This is a genomic window from Shewanella sp. BJSY2023SW007, assembly GCF_047314525.1.
Classification (GTDB): domain Bacteria; phylum Pseudomonadota; class Gammaproteobacteria; order Enterobacterales; family Shewanellaceae; genus Shewanella; species Shewanella chilikensis.
In genome coordinates, this window is record NZ_JBKORL010000019.1 from 1 (window position 1) to 22,726 (window position 22,726).

19 protein-coding genes are annotated in these 22,726 nt (G+C 50.6%); 9 read left to right on the forward strand and 10 right to left on the reverse strand.

The window, feature by feature from the left end; translation table 11 throughout:
• Positions 1 to 515: 515 nt before the first annotated feature.
• On the reverse strand, positions 516 to 842 hold the full coding sequence (locus ACMHXE_RS03930) for a hypothetical protein (protein ID WP_144136200.1): 327 nt from the start codon (positions 840 to 842) through the stop codon (positions 516 to 518).
• A 98-nt stretch (positions 843 to 940) separates the two neighbouring features.
• On the opposite strand from ACMHXE_RS03930, the gene ACMHXE_RS03935 reads away from it, so the two are divergent.
• From ACMHXE_RS03935 to ACMHXE_RS03945, 3 genes are all read left to right on the forward strand, one after another.
• Positions 941 to 1,921, forward strand: a complete 981-nt coding sequence (locus tag ACMHXE_RS03935) for a hypothetical protein (protein WP_413731441.1) — start codon at positions 941 to 943, stop codon at positions 1,919 to 1,921.
• Positions 1,922 to 2,003: 82 nt separating this feature from the next.
• Positions 2,004 to 2,702 (forward strand): hypothetical protein, encoded by a 699-nt coding sequence (locus ACMHXE_RS03940; RefSeq protein WP_345886228.1) that lies wholly within the window; start codon positions 2,004 to 2,006, stop codon positions 2,700 to 2,702.
• Positions 2,703 to 3,602: 900 nt separating this feature from the next.
• Positions 3,603 to 5,939, forward strand: coding sequence for a hypothetical protein (locus tag ACMHXE_RS03945; RefSeq protein WP_413731443.1), 2,337 nt, complete (start codon positions 3,603 to 3,605; stop codon positions 5,937 to 5,939).
• Between the two features lie 99 nt (positions 5,940 to 6,038).
• Here ACMHXE_RS03945 and ACMHXE_RS03950 read toward each other — a convergent pair whose 3' ends face one another.
• Genes ACMHXE_RS03950 through ACMHXE_RS03965 form a run of 4 tightly spaced genes read right to left on the reverse strand, consistent with a single transcriptional unit; the run spans position 6,039 to position 9,323 of the window.
• The gene (locus ACMHXE_RS03950; RefSeq protein ID WP_412502976.1) at positions 6,039 to 6,761 is read right to left on the reverse strand and encodes a phosphate ABC transporter ATP-binding protein; all 723 of its coding nucleotides are present in this window, start codon (positions 6,759 to 6,761) and stop codon (positions 6,039 to 6,041) included.
• Between the two features lies 1 nt (position 6,762).
• A complete protein-coding gene (locus ACMHXE_RS03955) occupies positions 6,763 to 7,623 on the reverse strand; it encodes a PstA family ABC transporter permease (protein ID WP_224868013.1) in 861 nt (286 codons plus the stop codon).
• Entirely contained in the window at positions 7,620 to 8,486 is an 867-nt protein-coding gene (locus ACMHXE_RS03960) for a PstC family ABC transporter permease (RefSeq protein WP_413731446.1), read from the reverse strand. The genes ACMHXE_RS03955 and ACMHXE_RS03960 overlap by 4 nt, the downstream gene beginning before the upstream one ends.
• 6 nt (positions 8,487 to 8,492) lie before the next feature.
• Entirely contained in the window at positions 8,493 to 9,323 is an 831-nt protein-coding gene (locus tag ACMHXE_RS03965; protein WP_234501502.1) for a phosphate ABC transporter substrate-binding protein, read from the reverse strand.
• A 207-nt stretch (positions 9,324 to 9,530) separates the two neighbouring features.
• Between ACMHXE_RS03965 and ACMHXE_RS03970 the strand changes: the two genes are divergently transcribed.
• From ACMHXE_RS03970 to ACMHXE_RS03980, 3 genes are all read left to right on the forward strand, one after another.
• The gene (locus tag ACMHXE_RS03970) at positions 9,531 to 9,857 is read left to right on the forward strand and encodes a tetratricopeptide repeat protein (protein WP_101056591.1); all 327 of its coding nucleotides are present in this window, start codon (positions 9,531 to 9,533) and stop codon (positions 9,855 to 9,857) included.
• A gap of 194 nt (positions 9,858 to 10,051) precedes the next feature.
• The gene (locus tag ACMHXE_RS03975) at positions 10,052 to 10,531 is read left to right on the forward strand and encodes a DUF2947 domain-containing protein (RefSeq protein ID WP_101056590.1); all 480 of its coding nucleotides are present in this window, start codon (positions 10,052 to 10,054) and stop codon (positions 10,529 to 10,531) included.
• An 83-nt stretch (positions 10,532 to 10,614) separates the two neighbouring features.
• On the forward strand, positions 10,615 to 11,178 hold the full coding sequence (locus ACMHXE_RS03980) for a chalcone isomerase family protein (protein ID WP_101056599.1): 564 nt from the start codon (positions 10,615 to 10,617) through the stop codon (positions 11,176 to 11,178).
• A gap of 64 nt (positions 11,179 to 11,242) precedes the next feature.
• Here the strand turns inward: ACMHXE_RS03980 and ACMHXE_RS03985 are convergent, their stop codons facing one another.
• Positions 11,243 to 12,133 (reverse strand): DUF6268 family outer membrane beta-barrel protein, encoded by an 891-nt coding sequence (locus tag ACMHXE_RS03985; RefSeq protein ID WP_101056589.1) that lies wholly within the window; start codon positions 12,131 to 12,133, stop codon positions 11,243 to 11,245.
• Positions 12,134 to 12,180: 47 nt separating this feature from the next.
• On the reverse strand, positions 12,181 to 12,795 hold the full coding sequence (locus tag ACMHXE_RS03990) for a TetR/AcrR family transcriptional regulator (RefSeq protein ID WP_101056588.1): 615 nt from the start codon (positions 12,793 to 12,795) through the stop codon (positions 12,181 to 12,183).
• A 257-nt stretch (positions 12,796 to 13,052) separates the two neighbouring features.
• Here ACMHXE_RS03990 and ACMHXE_RS03995 point away from each other — a divergent pair, with 257 nt between their 5' ends.
• The 3 genes from ACMHXE_RS03995 (at position 13,053) to ACMHXE_RS04005 (ending at position 19,658) form a co-directional block, all read left to right on the forward strand.
• Entirely contained in the window at positions 13,053 to 14,120 is a 1,068-nt protein-coding gene (locus tag ACMHXE_RS03995) for an efflux RND transporter periplasmic adaptor subunit (protein ID WP_413731457.1), read from the forward strand.
• Positions 14,117 to 17,203 (forward strand): efflux RND transporter permease subunit, encoded by a 3,087-nt coding sequence (locus ACMHXE_RS04000; protein ID WP_413731449.1) that lies wholly within the window; start codon positions 14,117 to 14,119, stop codon positions 17,201 to 17,203. Before ACMHXE_RS03995 ends, ACMHXE_RS04000 begins: the two co-directional genes overlap by 4 nt.
• A gap of 448 nt (positions 17,204 to 17,651) precedes the next feature.
• On the forward strand, positions 17,652 to 19,658 hold the full coding sequence (locus tag ACMHXE_RS04005; RefSeq protein ID WP_101056586.1) for a methyl-accepting chemotaxis protein: 2,007 nt from the start codon (positions 17,652 to 17,654) through the stop codon (positions 19,656 to 19,658).
• Between the two features lie 184 nt (positions 19,659 to 19,842).
• On the opposite strand, the gene ACMHXE_RS04010 is transcribed toward ACMHXE_RS04005, so the two are convergent.
• The 3 genes from ACMHXE_RS04010 to gshA all read right to left on the reverse strand — a co-directional run bounded on the left by ACMHXE_RS04010 (position 19,843) and on the right by gshA (position 22,566).
• The gene (locus ACMHXE_RS04010) at positions 19,843 to 20,475 is read right to left on the reverse strand and encodes a hypothetical protein (protein ID WP_224868004.1); all 633 of its coding nucleotides are present in this window, start codon (positions 20,473 to 20,475) and stop codon (positions 19,843 to 19,845) included.
• Between the two features lie 103 nt (positions 20,476 to 20,578).
• Positions 20,579 to 21,004: a hypothetical protein gene (locus tag ACMHXE_RS04015; protein ID WP_039034387.1), complete on the reverse strand. Its 426-nt coding sequence runs from the start codon at positions 21,002 to 21,004 to the stop codon at positions 20,579 to 20,581.
• Complete coding sequence (gshA, locus tag ACMHXE_RS04020) at positions 21,001 to 22,566, reverse strand: glutamate--cysteine ligase (protein ID WP_101056584.1); 1,566 nt, start codon at positions 22,564 to 22,566, stop codon at positions 21,001 to 21,003. The genes ACMHXE_RS04015 and gshA overlap by 4 nt, the downstream gene beginning before the upstream one ends.
• Positions 22,567 to 22,726: the final 160 nt, after the last annotated feature.

Consider the following 22,726-nt stretch of genomic DNA (forward strand, 5'->3'; position numbering starts at 1 on the left):
ATGTTTGTTTGGCGACTACAGAGTATCACCAACAGGCAGTTGATCTCTCCTCACCGTTTAACCATGAGTGGTGCACTTATTATCTGAATTCGGGATCATCTCATACTAAAAGCGATGCAAGACAGCAGCCCTGAATTGGCTAAACGCCGAGACAAAATCTGTGCTGAGGCAAAGTAACCGCAGAAGACTGTTTAAGTCTCAGAGCTAACTTGCCTGAAAGCAGACGAAGTCAGAACTTGAACAGATGCAACTTTTTGTAAGAAAGAGCAAAAGTCTTACAGACGAATGAAAAGTACCGTGGTACGTTCAGGATCAGTGGAACACTTGTTCTAAACAATCAGCCCCTTAGGGGACAGAAGGAACGCTGGAATCCTAAATCCATGGGCGGTAGCGTGTGCAAAAGCAACGTAATCAGCTACCAAGAATGAAGTACACAATGAAGTACACAATGAAGTACACCTTGCCCTGAAGGGAAGCGACTCGCATCTGTCGATTCTGTAGCAATAACTCGAGGTTCAATAAAACTGCCTGAGACGCGGAAGTGCCTTCCTCAACGCCGCCAAGATACGGCTCCAACCCATGCGCTGCACCCACGGTTGTCCATCGATGTTGACGTTATAACAATCGATTCGGTCACTCCGGTACAGTTCTATGCGATGATCTATGCGATGAGTCATCGGCGTGCCTGAATCGAAGTCTGTGATCTCAATGATACGTCTAAGTTCAGGAAGGTTTGTTTGAACAACGGGATTGGCACCGTCGAGCTGCTTTTGTTCTCTGTCGGCCTGCGTAGCAGCTAAATAAGCTACCTGCTGTTGGTACTTTTTGGTTCGCCGATACATAAATCACCCCCTTTCTTAGAAGGTAGAACAAGCTTACAAGGTAAGCTACCTTGCAAGGTCTCACTATTAAAATGTTATAAGCCAATGGAGATTTAGGTGTGGATTTGCAGGATGTAACTAAAAACCAACACTTTGTTCCTCAAGTAGAGCAGAGGCTTAATGCAATTAACCCATTAGCTAAAGAAGAAAATCAAAAGATATACTCATTCAGTCTGGAAGATCGAGAATCTTATGCAATAAACCTAGATTCAGAGAAAGGTTTCAAAATATCAAACACTCTAAGCTTAAACGATGTATTTAGTTTCGACGTTCTAGAAAAAGAAGCTGCAAGATATAACTTTGAAAAGTTATTTCATCAGTATGAAGCGAGCATCAAGACAAATACAGAAAGTTTGATTTCTAAGCTACCTAACGCTGGGGTAGATATAAAGTCTGAAATTTTAAATATATTCATTTCTAAATTTCTTAATTTTATTAGAAATCCATACTCGATTAAAAAGATATTAAATACCTTCCCTCAGCTTAGGGAGGTTCATCCAACTGATCCTATCCATTATAAAAACTTTGAACGAGTACTAAACGGTAGAAAGCCTCAACAGGCATACCTTTGTGAGCAGTTGGGAGTAACAGAAGGAGAGTATGCGGACTGGCTGTCTGTAATATTTCTTTTATTAACGCCGTTAGAGAAAGACCAGCCAAATTTTCTAGAACAAGTTGTAAAAAGACTATATGAAAATCCAGATTCATTCATCATGGTACTCATATATACCTACGATAATAAAACCTGTCTACTTTCTGATAGAGGTTACAGTATCCCTCTACCCGAAAACGACCATATGGCGTGGGATTTTAATCTGTATTCTCATGGATTTATAAGGTATATCTTTGGAAATCTAGATCTACTTGCTCCAGCGACTGCCCCTAAGGAGCTTGTTGAAAAGTTTAAGGCAGGGCCTAAATCTATTGATGTACATAATATAGTCAATGACCTGAATGCACTAGAGCAATACAATAAACACGTAGTGTACCAGTGCAACAGAAATGTATTTAATTCTAGTTCTGAGTGCTATGGCTTATAACAAGTTGCTGCACTCGGAAAAATTACTCGCTTCGCTCCTAATTTTCCGGTGAGCGAGGCGTTAGCTGTACAAGGAGGTTTCATTGGCAGATTACATAAACAAGAATATTCTAAGCCAAGCTTATATTCACATTGAATCAGAAGTTGCTGAAAGTGAGCAACTACTTGAAGAGTTCAAGCAACTGATCACTGAGTTTGCTAGAAGCCGTGTGGATTTCTTTTTATCCCCAGATGCACCTATAGAAGTCGATTTTGAAGAAGGCTCTCTAATAGCCAGAATTACGGTTTTAGGCACTATAGGACTATTGCTTCAAGGTATTGCCAATTACAAAAACTTTAGAGAAGGGATCCAACTAATTTATAGCGATGCAAAGCGTGTTACAGATTATGTAATATCAGAAGGTGTTTTTACCGCTGGCTCAAGGCAACAAAATGTTATTAGACTTGAAGCACGTGTAGGTATTATTGGCTCGATTCAGAAGGTAATAAATCAACTTGAAGGAATTAAATCAGGTGCAAACGGCAGAAAGTTAGCATCTGACCTTGTTGATAAATTAATAGATTCAAATAAAGAAATAGAGAAGTTAATATCAAACTTGGCTACTGAATCTGATATAGAGCTTGTAAAGAAAGGACTTTTGGAAATAGTCGATGAAATGCCAGAAGAGCCTCAGCCACCAAAAAACAAAATTAATGAAGTAGCCGCGGTGAACTCATATAGAAACCAAAAGAAGAAACTCAGAATTAGGCTATCAAGTACAGCTAACAAGCCAATACAATAACGGGACTGCTAACAGCTTGCTCAGTTCCGCTTCGCTACACATTTTAGCAAGCTATTATCAGCCCCTGATTGGGGCGTTAAACTCTCCCCATCAACTCTCGCCGCTCTTCCGGCGAGAGTTCCTTTATCTCCTTATAAGCCGCTCTACCCTGCTTTCCTTCATGACTTCGCCAACCTCAGTTCCCACCCCCAACAAAGCCGCTGTAGTAATCCCAAGCTCCCGCCTCACCTGCTCTATATCCAAATGTGCATAGGTGCTAGCAGCGATACTAATGTCACTGTGGCCTAACAGCTTACTGGTGGTTTGCCCGTGGTTTCAACATCAGCCGCCGAGCATCACGCTCCAACTGGTGATCGACCGACGCAGATCATAAATGGTGACACTTTTGCCCTTGCCTTCGCCCGCAGTCCCGCTCTTTAAGTTATCCGGTCCTAGAAGCTGCCCTGACTGGATTTTTCGGTCACACCGCCTGTAAGGCCGTTATCTGCATAAACATCATTCCAGTATTACTGGCCTATATCTATCCCATTGATTGTACAGGGTCTTCAACTCTTGTAAAATCCGGTAGCAAGCTTGAGTGCGGGCTACTTTTGTGGTCACTGGAAGGAAAATCGGTAAATGGAATTAGTCAGCTCTTCGCATTGCGCAGCATCTTATGCTGCTACTCCATCTGTAATTGTCGATGTCATATTCGGTGCACTTTTCGATGCACTTTACCGGGCATCTTGCAATCCATTTTGTTCCACACCTTCCGGCGCACTATCGACAGCGAATCTAGCCAAATCCAGGGCCTGTGTCCCCCCTAAGCCCAACGTAATCAGAAGGATAAAACTACAGCGTTAAGCATCTGCAGTGGCCAACAGGCTTAGTAACTATACCCTACAATAAGTTGTTTATATTATGTCCCAGTTTATAGAATCCCTTCCCGACTACTTTAATACTGTTAAAAACAGTGACGGCTTTCCTGAGAAATTCATCAACGACCTTTTCCTGATTGGTAAATGCAGCGCCGATACCGACTGCGTGAAAGAGATCCGCCAACTGCTGAAACTGCATGCGAGCCAGGATATTCAGAATGCCTTCAAGTGCCGCAAGAAACTGATTAAAGGCGAGAAAGAGCCGGATATGAGAGATGTCTTCTGTGTCCTTTGCGAATATGCCAGCCTGTCGGCCGAGCTGGATGTCGATTACCTCTATGCCAGGCTTGGACATACCATTATAGATATTCGAGCCGGTCAGTCACTGGAGGCACTCTGCGAGCGCCCCGAGCTGTTGGCGCGTTTCCCCTCGGTGACTTTTCTGGCCATCGAAGACGTGCCCTTTTGTGGACAACGGTTGCCGGAAAGTATCGGTAGCCTGCCACTGCTTGAAAAGCTCAACATTGAAGGCGATTACAAGACACTGCCCAAGAGCATTGAAAAGCTAAAGAAACTACAAGAGTTTAAAATTGACTCTGTGCCACTGGAAAGTCTGGATCTTGATTTTCGCCAACTGACAAGCCTCAGCAGCCTAACCTGGTACGATACCCCTATCTGCGGCGCCGAGCTGTTTGATTTACCGGCCGGATTGACCAAGATTGATTTGGCGTTAGTCCCGGATTTACAACGCCTTGGCACTAACTTGGATAAGCTGCCACAGCTGCAACACTTAAAAATCTCATGCTGTCCCCAACTTGCATCTATTGATGAGCAACTGACCTTAGCCAACCTCAATAAGCTGACACTATGGAAAAACCCGTTATTGAGTTCAATCCATGCCAATACGGTGCTTGGCAATCAAAAAACATCTTTCACTAATGGCATAGATATCCGCTTTGCCCCAAAGGTATATGAAGATATAACCCGGCTTAAAATCCAAGAAAAGAAACTGCTGGCATTGGTCTGTGAGCATGCTGCATGTTTTCCTAATCTCAAAGAGTTGCACCTGGGTTATACCAGAGACTTAACCGGCATTCGCTTCCCTTTTGAGGCGTTTTCGCAACTGGAGAGCATCTGGGGGGCAGATTTCGGCGACGACGGCTTCTGGGATGAACTGCCTCTATGTCAAAGCCTTAAAAATCTTAGTTTTAATTCGACCAGCTCGGAAACCATACCCGAGTCGTTTAAAGAGATAGCGGCGCTGGACAGCCTCAGCATAATAAACGGCCAAAAACTCACCATAGATGCGTCATTGTTGCCACGAAACATCAAAAAGTTGGAAATCGACCGCTGTCATCGCCTTATTGCACCGACCAGGCTACTAACCCTGGATGAACTCATTCTAAGCCATTGCCCGGTGGACAACGAACGGCAGCTGTTCAGCAATATTTCTACAGCTGTGATGAAATACTACCCTGACGATGACACGCCGGACACGGAGGAAGAGCTGTCTCAATACCTGTCTCAGCCAGAGCGACTCACCTCCTTCACCACTAGACTGGCGACAGCTAAAATCGCCGATCTATTAATGCATTGTCACAATCTAGCGTCGCTCAATATTGACCCAGCCCAAGTTGAGACTGAGCTTGAGGATAGGGATGGATACGCAGACCAAAGGGAGACTTTACCTGGCTTGAATTGCCCCGCCGTTACCCAGTTGACCTCGCTGGAGCTGCACAATACAGACGTCGTTACCCTTGGCCCATTGCTAACGAGTAGCCCCAAGCTTGAGACAGTTAAACTCAACAAATTCGACGATTTCCCCGCCAATGTTTCACTGCCACGGCTGAAAACCCTGTTGATTTCACGCAGTGATCTTAAAACCCTGGGTTCACTCGATGCGCCGGCATTGGAAACCTTGAAACTGGCCCTGTGTTATGAGTTTGGTCTGGAGGCCACCAAGGCCCTGGTGAAATATACCCGCTTGCATCACCTTAAACTGATGGGAATGCACAAGAGCCTGGATCATTTCCCCATGGAGCTGAAAGCACTACCGTTAAAGCGGCTTTCTCTGAGAGGCGGCGATATCAAGGTTATCCCTGATTTTATCGGTGAGTTTACCGAGTTGGATACCTTATCTCTGGAGGACTTTGTCACTGAGTCTCTGCCCGAGTCCATGTTGGCGCTTGAGAAACTGGAACGCTTGAGTATCGATTGCTGCAAATTCCTTAAACCTATCCCTCCCAGCTTCAGAAAGCTCAAGCTGAAAGTCCTTTGTTACACCATAAGCAAATTCGGCGGTTTCAACATGAACCCCAAGTTGTATCAAAACTTACTGACCCCGAATTACACCGAGCAGACCAAGTATCTCGACGATTAAGCCGAGCAGACCAAGTATCTCGACGATTAAGCCGAGCAATTGCAAAAGCGTGTCCGAATCACTCTTTGATTAAGCCAGGCAAAGAGTGATTCGGCGCACTCATGCCGACTCGAGTCGTAATCTCCCGTACTCAAAACGATAAAGATGATCGGCCAATCTGGCCGTTTGATGTTCGCAGTGGGATACCATCACCAGGGTACAATGACCTGCGAGGCGTTTTATCAAGGCTTCAATTTGTGCAGTAGCTTCGGGATCGAGTGAAGAGGTAGGCTCATCGAGCAATAAGATATCCGGCTCAAAAACCAGGGTGCGGGCCAGGCAAAGGCGCTGCTGTTGCCCGCCGGATAAGGTTGAGGCCGGTGCCGACAGGCGATCTTTGACCTCATCCCACAATGCCGCCTGCTTAAAGGCTTGCTGCATCTGTTTCAGCGCGGCCTCCCCCTGCAGGTTACCGACCACTTTCAAGGGAAGTAACAGGTTTTGCGCCACACTGCCGGGAAGCAGCTGCGGATGTTGAAACACCATGCCGACTTTGCGGCGCAAATAGGGTAACTCTGTAGTTTTCAGTTGATTGACCGAAAGCGGCTTATCTGCCACGCAAAGCGTTATCTCACCCCGGGTGCGACTATGTTGATATTCGTCATTGAGGCGATTGAGCGCCCGTAACAGGGTGGTTTTTCCCGAGCCTGACGGCCCGCTGAGCACATTGATCCGCCGCCGATGGATCTGCATGTTGATGTTTTCGAGTGCCGCTTGTTGACCAAAATACACACTGAGGTTAGACACTGTGCCCGCGACATCCGCAGCCTTTGATAACGCCATACTAATGATTCCTTCCGGGAAAACGTGTCACCCAGTTGGCCATGGAAAATACCGTGGCAGTTAAACACAGGAGTGTCAGCGCGGCACCAAACGCCATCTGCAATTCGGCCTCGCTCTGATACTGGGCACTGTAATAAAAAATCGTAAAAGGCAGGGCTTCAAACCGTTCAAAGATCCCGCCAGGTAACCCCGCATTGGCAACGGCGCCGGTCAGCATGATCACCGCGGTATCTTCTGCGGCCCGGCCGATGGCCAACATGATGCCGCCGCGGATCCCGCGCTCGGCCTGGGGCAACAATACAAAGCGCAAAGCTTGCCACTGTGTCATGCCGAGCGAGAGTGCGGTTAAACTCAAAGACACAGGCAGCGCCTGCAGAGCCGTGCGGGTAGAAACGGCCAGATAGGGAATGATCAACATCGCCAGGCAAAATGCCGACAGTGCAAGACAGGTGTTGGCAGAAGGCAGCAAGGTGTTGCGCAGTAACAGAATAAGGGTAAAGCCAAACAAGCCCATCAATATAGAGGGAACGCCTGCCAGGATATCGACCGCCAGCTCCAATAGCGCCTTTGCCTTGGATGTTTTCGCCGTTGCCAGCCAGATTCCGGTTGCCAGTCCGGGCAGCAAGGCGATCATCAAAGCACTGGCAACCACCGCCAGGGTGCCTACACAGGCAGGCCAAATCCCATCCCAGATAGGCGCCTGTCCCAAGAAACCTTTTAAGGGTTCAGTATCACCAAAATAGAGCGACAGGCTGAGCGTGGGAACGCCTCGATATAGAATAAATCCCAGCAGTGACAAGAGACACAGCAACAGCATGGCGCTGCAGAATAAACACCAATAATGGAAACACTTGGCTTTCAAGACCCTGAACCCTCGGTGATGGCCTTGGCAGACGAAGTCATATAGCGGATCAACAGAGTCACCAGCACACTGATAGTGAGCAGCAACAAACCGGCGGCAAACAGTGAGTTGTACATGGCGCTGTCATTTTCCGTGGCCAGCACCAAGCCAATATGCGCCGTCAGGGTGCGAACCGAATCAAATACACTGTCCGGAAGCTGCGGCGCATTGCCGGCCAGCATCAAAGGCAGCAAGGTATCGCCTATGGCCCTGCCAAAACCGAGTAAGGCGGCGCTGGCCATGGCGCGGCGGGCATTGGGTAATACCAGATGATACAGGGTTTGGAGATCGCTGAACCCCAGAGAAGCAGACACCATTCTGAGTTCTTTGGCCAAAGAGCGACATTGACTGTCCAACATCATCACCATCACAGGCAATATCAACAGCACTATTACCAGAGTGGCACTGATGAGGCTGAACCCCGAACCGGTTCGAAAGGTTTCCCGGATCAGCGGCACCAGCAAAAACACAGCGGCCAACCCATACACCACGGTCGGGATCCCGGCCATCAAGCGGATCAGCGCCCGGATAAAACGCGCTGGCATTCGATAGCGAGGTAATAAACAAAACCCTGTGATGCCAAGGGCGATAGGAAATGCCAACAGTAAGGCCAGCAGTCCCAACAAACCGGAGCCGACAATCATGGCAACTATGCCAAATTGCCCCTGCTCCGGTTGCCAGTGTAACGACAACACGCTGGTTTGCGGGTTGAAAAACACCGGCAATGCAAACCACATCAGAAACCCAAACAGCAGCACTATCAGCAACAATACTGATGCGGCCAGAAGTTGCAGTATCCGCTCAGCGGAGATCTGTGTGGTCATGAGTCATTAATGTCCGACAGGAATATATCCGGCTTCACGGATAAATTCAGCGCCGTCTGGGCCATAGATATAGTCAATAAACGCCTGGGTCAGCCCCTGAGGTTGTCCCTTGGTATTCATATACAGCTTACGCACTACAGGGTATTCGCCGGAAGCACAGGCTTCATTGGTGGGCAGCACATTATCCAATATCGGCGCTTTCACTGTCTGATCGATATAACCGACACTGCTGTAACCTATGGCACCGGGATCGCGGGCAATCGCAGTTTTCATCGCACCATTGGAAGGCACAACATTGGCCTGAGTAGAAACCGGCGACTTATTCAGCAACTTTTTAACGAATACCGAGCGGGTACCGCTGGCTTCATCACGGGTGAAAATATTGATCTGCCGATCTTCACCGCCCAGGCTCTTCCAGTTGGTTATTTTACCGGAATAGATATCCATCACCTGTTGCGAGCTCAGCTGTTGAATGGGGTTGGCCGGGTTGACAATAACCGCAACGCCATCGATGGCAAATGGGAAAGAAAGCAGACCGTATTTCAGTTCGCCCGGCTTCAGAGGACGGCCGGTATTGCCGATTTCAACCAGTCCCTTGGCAACCTGCTGCGCACCCACACCACTGCCGCCACCGGCAATAGTAATGCGAATGTCGTTATTGGCAGACATAATGGTTTTTGCCGCCTGCTTCATCACAGGGATATGCGCGGTACCACCGGCAATGTTCAAGGTACCGGACAAGTTTTCAAAGCGATCGAGCTCAGACGCCATGCCAACAGCAGGAACCGCCAGCACAGAGCATAATAACAACTTGATAAATCTGAATTTAAGTCGCATGTCATTTCCTTTGGAATGCACATGAGCCGAAACAGTCAGCCCAAATAAATAGGTATGGTTCGGTGCCGAGCCACACGGCGCGCAATGATAACAATCACATCAAATCAACCTTTTGACTCAAATCACAAATAAACCCAACAAAAGTAACCATCCTAAACGACAGAAAGCTATGACAATCAGGAACAAACAACCGAAACCGAGCTCAGAATGATTTCCATACTGGCGCTACAGCTCAATATGCTGCCGTTGGCCGAAACCACCCTAGCTGAGTTGAGCCGCTTGAACGACAGTTTTCTGCCGCAGTATGCCCATGTCTTACGTCTCGGTGGTAAAGGACAGCAGGCGCTTGAAACCTATCTGGATTACCTCGGCAAATATCCGCAAGACTTGCAGGTATGGTTGAAACTGGCGTTATTTATGCGCGCAGTGCAACAAAATGAAGCCGCCATCACCGCATTTTCCAGAGTCCTGGAGCTCGACCCGAATAATCTCAGCGCCAAGCAGGGATTAACCGAACTGCAAACCCAGAATTAGCGAAGATACAATCAAGCCCCATATGTGCTCTGCGTCGGCTTACAGGATAGGGTGCAAGGCATGATTCGCAGCAAATGGCCCAAGCCCTTTGCAAGTGGTGCGCCTTCCCCAGGCCGTTTCATGCGGCCTTTCTTTTCCCCTTTCGCCACCGTTATAATGCCCCGGCAAATAAGCGCAGTTCCGGAGAATAAAACTTGAATCACAGCTATATTCCACTCGATCAGTATCGCCGTAAATGGATCTTCAACCATAAGGATCTGCCGGTCAGTGACCTGGATAAGACGGCTATATTGCCGCTGGATCAAAAGAGCGCCATGGAAGTGTGGAATCGCTGGATAAGCAACAAAAGCAGCTGCGCCGAAGACTTTACCAAGGGCGATTGGGCCAGCCGCAGCTCCACCTGGCACCAGACCGAACACTGGCAAAGCCATTGGGACAGCGAAGACAACAGCCTACCGGAACCTTTGGCCGACTTCATCGATTGGCCCGCGGATGCCCCTGTATATTTCTGTTATGAAAAGTATCAGGTGATCCAAACTCGCTGGGAAATCTTTGCCCGTAACTGGAAATGCTTTCTGTTTTTCGACGATGGTCCCTTACTGATAAGCCCCAAACACAAGCAAGCCGTTTGGTTTAGTCAAGATGGCAACTTCAAAATGGGTCTACGGGGCTAAGGAAGGTTTTTGGCAAACATTCAGTGAACAAGAAAAACCTTGCCGGTTCAGCCACTCAGAACGACCAATATCAAGAGAACAAGATGAAAAAAATAACCTTAACCGCTCTATTGTTGGGCTTATCGCTGTCTGCCACTGTGGATGCCCGTGAAATTGCCGGTGAAAATATTCCAGAGACCCTCAGCATTCAGGCGGCAACGCCGCTTAAACTCAATGGAGCCGGGGTACGCAGCAAGTTCTTTATGGATCTCTACATAGGCAGTCTCTATCTGCCAACACAAGCGACCACAGCAGCCGAGGTATTGGCGCAGCCTCAAGCGGCGGTCAGCTTGAAAATAGTCTCGGGTCTTATCACCGCAGATAAGATGCGCTCGGCGATAACTGAAGGTTTCGATGACGCTACAGGCGGCAAAACCGAAGCCATACAGGCCGATATCGACCGATTTATGAGCCTGTTTCAGGAAGAAATCAAACAAGGCGACAGCTTCCTCCTGTATACCAGCCAGGAAAACGGTGTCAGTGCCTACAAGAACGGTGAGTTGCAAGACACCATCACCGGAGAGAACTTTCGCCGCGCGCTGCTGAATATCTGGCTCGGCGATGAACCGGCGCAGAGCAGCCTGAAAAAAGCGATGCTGGCCGACTGAATTCCTCAGCCAGAGAATCACTCAATCGAAAGGGAGAAGTTGCCCGCCACGGCGGGCAAGTCAATCAAAAACGATAGCTGAGATGAACAGCGCCTGCCAGATAGTTATCCAACTCGCGCTTAATCTCAGGTTCACTCAACTCAAGTTCCGGGTTGATGAAGTAACCCACATAGGCGTTGAGATTGAATCCTTGTCCCAACTGCCAGCCCAAACGGGCAAAACTGCTGACTTCGGTCAGTTCCAGCGTTTGCTCATTTTCCCCAACCAAGATCCGCTCGGTGCGATGGGATGCTCCCAGCCCCAACTCCATATCCGGTGAGATCCGATAACTGAACTCTATCCCTGCCGGACCGGTAAAACCCGCCTGAAACGGGTTACCCACCCGCCATCTATCACTGAGTTGCCAATCGATAAGCAGATAAGGAACCGTACGCACCTCACTGATATCATTAAGATATGCAATACCAAAGCCCAACATATTACCCGAGTTGAACCTGTGAATGGCACCGGCTATCACACCATAACTTTCGGCATCCGAAGAGGAGACTTCATCACTGTAGGCATACTGTAACTGAGGCGTTAGCATCAAGCTCCAGTGTCTATTCAGATTATATCTCAGGCTGATGGAAGCCGAATAACGCTGGGCCGAGTCAAACTGGCTGGCAGCAAAAACTCTATCGGCAACACTATTGCCAGGTAAATCGGAAAAATCCCAGTCCAGTTTGTCATACCCCAGGCTGACACCCAGCCCCCAACGTTTATCCAGTTGCCAGTCAGCCCGCGCTCCCAGAAGATAACTGCGACGCCCCAGTTCCCCGCCACCATCAATATCCGAGTCAGCATTTTCAAAAGTGGCCAAACTCAGGCTATAGCGGGATGTCGAAGCCTCTGCGGCAAGCAACCCTGCACTGGCACTCAAAGTGCTCAGCAAGATAACTGTAGCCGTTTTGTTCATCTCATGTCCTTTTGCCGTTCAAATAAAAACTCAATTATAACCGTACGCTACCCCAACCTATGCGCTTTAAGAAACAATCCGGCCGTCTCAACGCAATAATCCCTGTGCTGCGCCTCGAGTTGCCCTGTGTTCAGCCCCAACTCTTTTCTGAGCCGCAGCTCACCAAACAACATTAGGCTCAGCCTCACCGCGGCCTGACGCTTGTTGCCGAAGTGGTACCCGCCATGACGCTCAACCTGAGTAAAGAAGTCCACCAGCAACCCCAACATATACTCAGGACCGGCATCAAAATAGAGCTGTGCAGGTTCCGGATGGGTATCGACCTGGGAAACACAGGCGCGATAAACCGTAATGGCATCCTCACTGACGATCAGCTCGCCGAAGTACTCGGCAAACACCGCCAGCGCCTGCTCGGGCCGGGCAGCGTCGGCCAATAGTTCTTCGGCAACCTGACGCACCACACATTTGGACTCGATAGCCGCCACAAACAGCTCATCCTTACAGCCAAAATGAGCGTAAACCGTTTGTTTCGATACCCCGGCAGTCTTAGCCACTTCATCCATGCTGGTATGAGGAAATCCCTGGGCGCAGAAGAGTTCGATAGCGGCCTCCAGTATCTGAGCCCTCTTCTGTTCGCTACGCGTTAATTGCTGATTATTCATAACTTTATGACTTACACCTTGTTCGGCAACGTCTTGAAAGGCATTAGAGCACAAAATAGACTAGACAGTCCAGTTCAGCCAAATTAGACTAGCAAGTCCAGTTTAACTTATTGCTAACAAGCGGCGATCGGCATAGGGAGAAGTCATTGCAACAGCGCATCAAGGAAGTTAAAAAACCAAACGCTTCAGGGCCGAAAATCAAATTCACCCAGCCCCAAGGTTCGGGCCGCAGCGCGCTGTTGGCAGCCCTTACCTTGATGTTATGCCTATCCGCCTGCCATCCACAGCCCGTTGAGCAAAGTGAAATCAAGCCCGCAGTGGTCAACAGTGCCAATCTTGTGCTTAAGCCTAGTTATACCAAGTTACAGCAATTCAGTGGCAGTATCAGAGCCGGTAATACCACGGGCATAGGTTTCGAGCTCCCAGGCAAACTGCAAAAACTTCTGGTAGATACTGGTGACAGGGTCAAACCCGGACAATTGTTGGCACAGTTGGATAGCAGCTTACTGGAAGCCGAGCAAACCGAGTTACTGGCAGCGCTGGATCAGAATCAAGCCGATATCTCGCTGGCCCGAGCAACATTAAAACGCTCACTGGAGCTCAGTGCCAAACAATATCTTTCCGAGCAGCAACTCGACGAGCTCAAAGGCAAGCTGGCCAGCCTGGAAGCCGGGCACGCTAGGCTGGAAGCCTCACTGAAGGCCAATGAACTTAAGCGACAGAAATCGCTTCTCATCGCCCCCTTTGCCGGGGTGGTAGCCGCAAGAGAGCATAATCTCGGTGAAGTCATTGCCCTGGGCAGCCCGATATTTACCCTGGTGCAGAGCGACAATCTGCAGGCTCTGATAGGGGTGCCGCTGAATATTGCCGAGCAGTTGCAACCCGGTGTCATTCTCAAGCTCAGAGTCGCCGAAAACTATTACCAAGCCAAATTAAAAGGGATCAGCGGCCAAATAAATCCCGTCACCCGCACAGTGCAACTCAGGTTCAGTATCGACTCTACCTCTGAAACCACACCTATCAATGGCGAACTGGCTTATTTGCAGTACCGCCGTGAAGTTCTCCGTGAAGGCTACTGGGTCCCGGTGTCGGCGCTCACCGACGGTATTCGCGGTCTGTGGAATCTGTACGTGCTCAAGCAAGATGCCGATGAGTTTAAATTGCAGCGCCGCGATGTGGAAATTCTCTATACCGAAGGCGACAACGCCTTTATCAGCGGCGCTATCAGCCCGGGAGAGCAGTTTGTCACCACGGGCCTGCACAAACTGGTTGCAGGGCAAAGAGTCGTGCCAGGCGCCGCATTGGCGGTTAGAGGTGGGCAATGAACCCTCTAATCAAGGCTTTCGTCGAGAATGGTCGCCTCGCCAGCCTATTGATTGCCCTATTGCTGGTTGCCGGGCTAGGTGCCATTTCCAGCCTGCCACGCACCGAAGATCCCCATATCACCAACCGCTTTGCCTCTGTGATCACCAACTATCCTGGGGCTTCCGCCGAACGGGTCGAGGCTCTGGTAACTGAAGTACTGGAAAATGAGTTGAGACGACTGGAAGAGCTCAAGCTTGTCCAGTCCACCTCAAGACCCGGGGTCTCGGTGATTCAACTCGAGCTCAAAGATACCGTAACAGCAACCGAACCAGTCTGGTCGAGAGCCAGAGATCTGCTGGCCGATAGCGTCGGCCGCTTGCCACAGAGTGTCAATCCGCCGGTGCTCGACGATCAGCTGGGTTACGCCTATACCGCCATCATAGGCCTGGGATGGCACGGCGGCGGTGAAGCGCGTCCCGACATTCTCAGTCGTTACGCCAAAGAGTTGCAAAGCAAACTGCGGCTCTTGAGCGGCACTGACTTTGTCAAACTCTATGGCGCGCCGACGGAGGAAATTCTGGTCACGCTGGATGGCGAGCGTATCAATCGTCTCGGACTGACACCGGGAGCCGTTGCCGGAATTCTCAATCAAGCCGATACCAAGGTGTCGGCCGGTGAAATCAACAACCAGAGTTTCCGGGCATTGGTGGAGGTTTCCGGTGAACTGGACTCGCTGGAGCGTATCCGCCAGGTACCGCTGAAAACCGACAGTTTCGGGCAACTGATCCGCCTTGGCGATATCGCAACAATCAATCGCCAGCCCAAGGATCCGCCGGATAATCTGGCGCTGCTGGATGGTGAGCCAGGTATTATGGTGGCCGCCCGCATGCTCAACAACACTCGAGTAGATATCTGGAGTGAACAAGTGCGCCGGGTTGCTACCGAGCTGATACAAGACTTCCCTGCCAATATCCGCATGCAATGGCTGTTTGAGCAAGAGGGGTATACCAATGAGCGTCTGCAGGAGTTGCTCGTCAATCTGCTGCAGGGGTTTGTACTGATTCTATTGGTGCTGCTGGTGACTGTCGGCATGCGCAATGCGCTTATCGTCGCCTTATCTTTGCCACTAACGGCACTATTTACTCTGGCCTGCATGAAGTTTACCGGCCTGCCTATTCATCAGATGTCAGTCACAGGTCTGGTAGTGGCGCTGGGGATCATGGTGGATAACGCTATTGTGATAGTCGATGCCATTGCCCAGCGCCGCCGCGAAGGCATGAGCAAGCTGCAGGCGGTCAATACCACCATAAGCCACCTGTGGCTGCCGCTTGCGGGTTCTACTGTCACCACCATGCTGGCATTTGCGCCGATAGTGCTGATGCCTGGCGCCGCCGGCGAGTTTGTCAGTGGTATCGCCATTTCGGTGATCTTTGCCCTGCTCGGCTCTTACCTCATCTCCCACACCCTGATAGCCGGTCTCGCCGGGCGTTTCAGCCGCGCCAGGGACAACAATCGTTGGTATCACCACGGAGTGAACTTGCCAAGGCTGGCCGGTGCCTACCGTCATAGCTTGCAACTGGCACTCAACTATCCGAAAACTGCTGCGCTGCTGATCGGTATCTTGCCGCTGACAGGCTTTGTGGCCTCCGGGCAGATGACAGAGCAGTTTTTCCCGCCATCGGACAGAAACATGTTCCAGCTGGAGCTCTATCTTTCGCCCCATGCCAGCCTGGCGAGGACAGAGCAAAGAGTCAAACAGCTCGATAAAGAGCTGCGCAGTACTGACGGCATAGAAAGCGTCAACTGGATCATAGGTGGGAACGTGCCCTCCTTCTACTACAACCTGACTCAAAAACAGCAGGGCGCCAGCCAATACGCCCAGGCGATGATAACAACCCGCGACTTTCGCACCTCCAATCGCTTAATCCCCGAGTTGCAACAGCAACTGGATAAAGACTATCCGGATGCGCAGATCCTGGTGCGTAAACTGGAGCAGGGCCCTCCTTTCAACGCCCCGGTGGAGTTGCGGCTTTATGGTCCCAACCTCGATAGGTTGGCCGAGCTTGGGGATGAGGTGCGGCGATTGCTGGCCGAGACCCGGAATGTAATCCACACCCGGGCGACCCTGAGCCCGGGGGCACCTAAGGTGTGGCTGCAGCTCGATGAAGATGCCAGCCTGATGGCCGGCCTGAGTCTGAGTGAGATTGCCTCGCAGATCCAGATGTCCACCACAGGCATCACCGGCGGCAGTTTGCTGGAGCAAACCGAATCGCTGCCGGTGAGAGTCAAGCTCGGCGCCGGTGTCGGCGAGCAGCAATCGAGGCTGTCACAAATAAGTCTGCTGTCGCCCAATGGTGAGTCGATTCCGCTTTCGGCCGTGAGTCAAAGCCATGTCAATGCCAGTCGCGGCGCCATTCCTCACTATAATGGCCAGCGGGTTAATATACTCGAAGCCTATATCGCCTCAGGTGTACTGCCGCAAAAAGTACTGGAGCGAGTCAAACCCAAACTGGCCGAACTTAAACTGCCCGCCTCCTACCGGATAGAGATAGGCGGTGAGAGTGCCAAACGCGATGAAGCCGTGGGTAATCTACTCTCCAATATCGTCTTGGTAATCACCTTGCTGCTGAGCGTATTGGTGCTCTCCTTCAACTCCTTCAGGCTCACAGGGATCATTCTGCTCAGCGCCCTGCAATCGGCGGGGCTCGGGCTGCTGGCTGTCTGGGCTCTGGGTTATCCCTTTGGCTTTACCGTAATAATAGGTTTGCTGGGCTTGATGGGGCTTGCCATCAATGCCGCAATAGTGATCCTGGCGGAGCTCGAGTCCGAGCCTCTGGCGCGCCTGGACAACACAAACGTTATTCTTGCCGGGGTCATGCGCTGCAGCCGTCATATAGCTTCGACCACCATCACAACCGTAGGCGGCTTTCTGCCGCTGATCCTGGCCGGCGGTGGTTTTTGGCCGCCCTTTGCCATCGCCATTGCCGGAGGCACGGCGCTGACCACCCTCTTGTCTTTGGTTTGGGTGCCTGTGGTCTATTCCCTGTGGTTGAAGCCGCAGCCCGAGTGTTCCCGCAACTTGCCCCTGAAAAATGAATATTGACCCCAAAAGACAAGCGCAGGCCGGATTATCGTCGGTATTGGTGTTGCGCGAGTCGCCTTAGTATCAACCCGCTTGCTCCTCAAACTGCTTTGCAGCACTCTGTTCGAGCCTCACCCAAGCCTCTGCAGACAAGAATATATGTTTCCCCATGAGGAATATGCGTAAGTTTTCAAGTTTACCAAAAATAATCAGATACTTATAAAAAATTATTTCCCATCATCTGATTTACCCACTTTATGGTTTAATCAAGAGCGCGAACAAAACTGCAAGCGTCATAAAGCACATTTTTTAAATATGATATAAAAAACATAAAGTTATCCCCCGCAGTACCGCTATAGTAAAGCATCTTCTAAAATAAAAGGTCGGGTCCATAGTTAGATTCAGGTCAAAACTTGTTTAACCTGAATGAGATAAAGTTCAACAAACCGGTCAAACAGGAATAACGATAATGAATTACCGCAACTGGCCTATCGCCAAACAGATCGGCACACTGGCTTTTGTGCTGACAATTTTGGTGTTTGGCGTCCTGAGTAGCATCTCCTACCTGACAGCCTCATCTACCCTGAAAGAGAAAGCGATAACCGCCATGGAGCAACAGGTCCATGGGGTCGATGATCTGCTGGCATTGCAATACGAGAGCTTGCTATCCCTGGCTCATCGCAATGCCGATGTATTCAGGGCCATGTATCCGGGCCAATTCCATAAACCGGAAAACAAGACAGTTAGAGTTCTAGGAATGGATACCCCGGCATTAATGCATGAAAAGGAACAGCTCAACTCATCCCGCAGTAAAGTTGACCGATATGCCAACCTCACCGGCGGTAATGCCACAGTGTTCGTTCGTGACGGCGACGACTTCCTTCGTATAGCAACCTCACTGAAAAAGGCCGATGGCAGCCGCGCTCTGGGGACTTACCTAGGCACAAAACACCCGGGCTATCAAAAACTTATTCAGGGCCAAGACTATGAGGGCTATGCCAAGCTGTTCGGCCGCGACTATATGACAGTTTACCGTCCGGTCAAGGACGTTCAGGGCTCGGTGATAGGTATTCTCTACATAGGTTTCGACATTAGCGATTCCCTGGTTCAGCTGCAGCAATCGGTCAAACAGTTACGCCTGGAGGAAAGTGGCACCTATCTGCTGCTGCGCCGCGCCGACAAAGTGGTAGTGGCTCATCCAAGTTTGCCTCAGGGGCAAACCATCACAGAGGCCGAGCTGGACGGCATGCCGCTTGATGAACTAATGAACAGTGAAGGAGTCAAGAGCTACCTCAATGGCAAAGGCGTGGAGATGATTGCCTACAGTGCCACTATCCCCGGCTGGAACTGGGAGCTTATTGGTCAGGTTAAGGCTGCTGAGCTGAATGAAGAGAGCCAGACTCTGCTGCTGATCAATGCCATGGTCGCCGTGGTTGGCATTTTGGTTATCACTATTTTGCTCTCTGTTGTACTGGTACGCACCGTCAAGCCGTTGCAAACTCTGCAACGTCATATGGAAAACCTGGGCAAAGGCGATTTCAGCCAAGCACTGCCAAAACTCGACAGCCGCAGCGAAAACGAAGTAGTGCGGATAAGCAACAGTGTCACCGAAATGACCATGGGGCTCAAGCAACTGCTTCAGGCACTGCAAGGCTCGGTACAGACGTTGGAATACCAGGCAGAACAAGCCCAGGAAGTCGCCCGTCTCAACGGCGATGAAGCCCAAGCGCTTATGGCTCAAACCGATCAAATAGCTACCGCCATCGAGGAGATGTCCACCTCGATACGCGATGTCGCCAATCACGCCGGAGAAAGCGCCAACCAGAGCCAACAGGTGGATGAAGCCTCCCGCGCCGGTCACCAGCAACTGACTCAGGTAGTACAGGGACTGGAAACTCTCAGCATACAACTGAGTGAAAGTCATATCGCTGTCGAAGGTGTAGCCAAAGAGAGTGAAGCCATCAACACCATTACAGAGGTTATCAATGGTATCGCCGAGCAAACCAACCTGCTGGCACTGAACGCCGCCATCGAAGCCGCCCGTGCCGGTGAACAAGGACGCGGTTTCGCAGTGGTGGCCGATGAGGTGCGTACCCTTGCAAGCCGCACCCAGGCGTCGATTTCGGAAATCGGTCAGACCATCACTTCGCTGCAAGCCAAGGTTAAAGATACGGCTATGCGTATGGATCAAAGCCATCAGTTGGGTAATCGCTCCGCCGAGCAGGGAGAGGAAGCCAACAATCAGTTAACTGCCATTGCCCAGCGAATTGCCGATCTAGCCGTATCTGTCAGCAGTATTGCCAGCGCTACCGAACAACAAAGTGCTGTAGCCGAGGAAGTGACCCGCAACCTGCATCAGATAACCGATCTGGCCCGTGAAGGCGATATCCGTGCCACAGAAACAGTCACCTCAGCCAAAGAACTGACAGAGTTGGCCGCCGCACTGAAAAAACAGATAAGTGTCTTCAAGGTCTGAAAAAGAAGGAAGTCTCGGCAAGAGTAAAGGCTGAGAAATGACATGGAAAACACTTGATGCTATAACCTGTCCAAATAGAGAACCCAGCTAAGCTGGGTTCTCTTGTGTTATAGCAAACGCTTGCAGTAATCCAGATAAGCGGTCAATTCCGTTGCTATGATTATCGTCTCTTATTCTCAGGGCGTTAACCGAAAAACAGGCGCCAAAGCCAAGATGCGTCCAAATCTTCCTTGCATTGATTATATTGCGCCGCATAACGGCGGGAGCGATTGTCTACCTTATCTGCCACCCGCACCAACCAGGCCTTGCTGCGATAACTGCCACGTTTGTAGCCGCCCCAGCCTTCGTGATAATTGAGATACTGGTTGCGGGCATCCCACTTGGACACGCCATTGATCTTATGGCTCTTGTAGATAAACCAGCCCATAAAATCCATTGCATCATCAAAATCGCTGCGACTGGCCCAGCTGTTGCCGGTCTCACGTACATAATCGTCCCAGGTCATGGTCTTGGCCTGGGCATAACCATAAGCATCACTGGCGCGCCCTATGGGAATAATCCACAAGAAATATTCCATAGGTGGCGCCGCATTATGCTTGAAGGAGCTCTCCTGATACATCATGGCCAAGGGCACATGCACGGGAACACCCCACTTTTCGCGGGCATCCTTGGCGGCGTTGTACCAAGATCTGTGCTCTTTGAAGATGGCGCAGATATTATCGGGATCTTTGGGAGGCGAAGTGGCGCAGCCGCCCAAAAACAGGGAGGCAGCAAAAATAAGCGCCGGGGCAAATTTGGATAGCAACTGTTGCTTCACGAGAATCTCACGGCTTTCAAAGGCCAGGCCTTTGGTTGAACTTGGGCCCAGTGTCGCCCGAGTCAAACATCAAATGCAACCTGAGCCTCTGAAAAAGTGAGCTTTATTGCGTCTTAGGCAGTTCACATTCATGAACTTCCTGCTGCCAAACTACTGGCTCCCAGTAGTCGGTATCTTTGCCGGTATAGCGCCTGTCGGTATTGAACTTGGCCGCCAGGTGATAACGTTGCCCGGCTTCCACCTGCAACTTAAGTTCCTTGGGGGTGCGGGCCGACAGCCGTACCTTGAGCTCAGGTGAATCTATCAGCTCAGAGACGGTAAAACTGTGTTCACCCGGTGGTAACTGATAGTTGGGTTTAGAGATCACAGGTTGGCCATCAAGATGGGTGACCACCAGGCGATAAAACTGCTGCTCCCGATCCGGCTCCAGATAACCTGAAACCGTACCACATTCGCGCCCGGGCTCAGGAGCACTGGCACAGGCCGACAGCAACACAGCTGCGGCCGAGATTAACAACAAAGACTTCACTGACTGACTGCTTCCTTGGCTGGTTCATCGGCAAAGTACTGAACCAGAAAATCATCAAAATTCAAACGATCTGCGGCTTCCAGCTGCAACTGACTCTCGATTGAGGCCTGTGCTTCAGCTTCAAAGGAAGCCAGCGCCGCGGCACTCAGCGGATAATCCAGCAGTTGCTGCTGATATTCTTTCGCCAATGCCATTACCCAAGCGCCGTGATCCAGCCCCTTTTCCGCCAGGGTCTTCATCACCTGTCCCGACAGGGTTTCATTCGGGTCGATAACGGCTTGATGCCACTTGGCCAGCGCCTGCTGATATTGGTCGTCATCCTTACCATCGAGCAGCTTGGCCAACTGCTGCAGCTCGGCAAACAGTGCCAGCATCCACTGCTCACGCGCCACTGGCACACCATTTTGACTCAGCATCAAGCCGGGCTTACGCCCTTCCAGCACCACGGCCTTGAGGTTGGCGGCTATCTCCTGCTCACCGGCGGCATCAGTGGTCGCCGAAGGACTCAGCAGACAGTAGAGCAGGAACAGATCCAGGAAACGTACCTGAGAGGCTTCAATACCTATGGCACTGAAGGGGTTTACATCCAGTGCCCGCACTTCGATATATTCCACCCCGGCTCTCGCCAGCGCCTCGGAGGGTTTTTCACCGCTACGGGTCACCCGCTTGGCGCGAATGGGGGCATAGAACTCATTTTCTATCTGCAACACATTGGCGTTGAGCTGGCGATATTCGCCATCAACCTTCACCCCTATGTTGGCAAAGTTGTCCGAAGGCATCTTGATGGCGGCACGGATCCCCTTGAGATAATCGGCCAGCGAGTTATAGCTGATACTGAGCCGCTCCTGCTCCTTGTTGGTGTAACCCAGGTCACTCATTCTCAGTGAGGTGGCCCAGGGCAGATACAGGGTGCCGCGGCCCATCTTTTCAAAATCCAGCTCTGTCTGCTGCTCTTTGATGAAAGAGTGGCACAACGCCGGCGAAGCACCAAACAGATAAGGCAACACCCACACCAAACGGCGGTAGTTGCGGATAAGGCCGAAGTAACGTTCCGAGATAAAATCACAACGGGAAACCGACTTATCGCTCTGGGCATAGAGCAGATCCCAAAGCTCATCAGAAACCGAGAAGTTAAAGTGCACCCCTGAAATGATCTGCATCAAGGCGCCGTATCTGTAGGTCAAGCCCTTACGATAAAGCGTCTTCATCCGCCCCGCATTGGAACTGCCATATTGAGCAATGGGAATATCTTTCTCGTCACCCACATAACAAGGCATGCTCACAGGCCAAAGCTGTTGTCCCTTAAGCTGATTAAGGGTAAAAGCATGGGTTTCTGTGAGACCGGTCAGCAGCTCATCTATGCTGTGGGTAACAGGCGTAATGAACTCAAGCAACGCCTCACTGTAATCGGTTGTGATCCTCGAGTGAGTCAGGGCCGAGCCCAAGGTTTTGGGGTGACCATCCATAGCCAGGTGCCCGCTGGCATCAATTCTCAAGGCTTCTCGCTCAATCCCACGGCGCATATCCTTAATTGCGGCGCGACCTTCGGCTCCTTTGAGCATTGCGACAGATTCGGTAAATGACTTCAAATTCTTGTTCTCTGCTTGGCGGCCTAAGCCTTTATCTGGCCAATAGACCCGGGCATACCTGCTCCGCTTTCATCTTTTGGTATCAGCACCAAAAGGCACAGGACTGCTCTGTGTGACGGTTGCCCAAAAATAA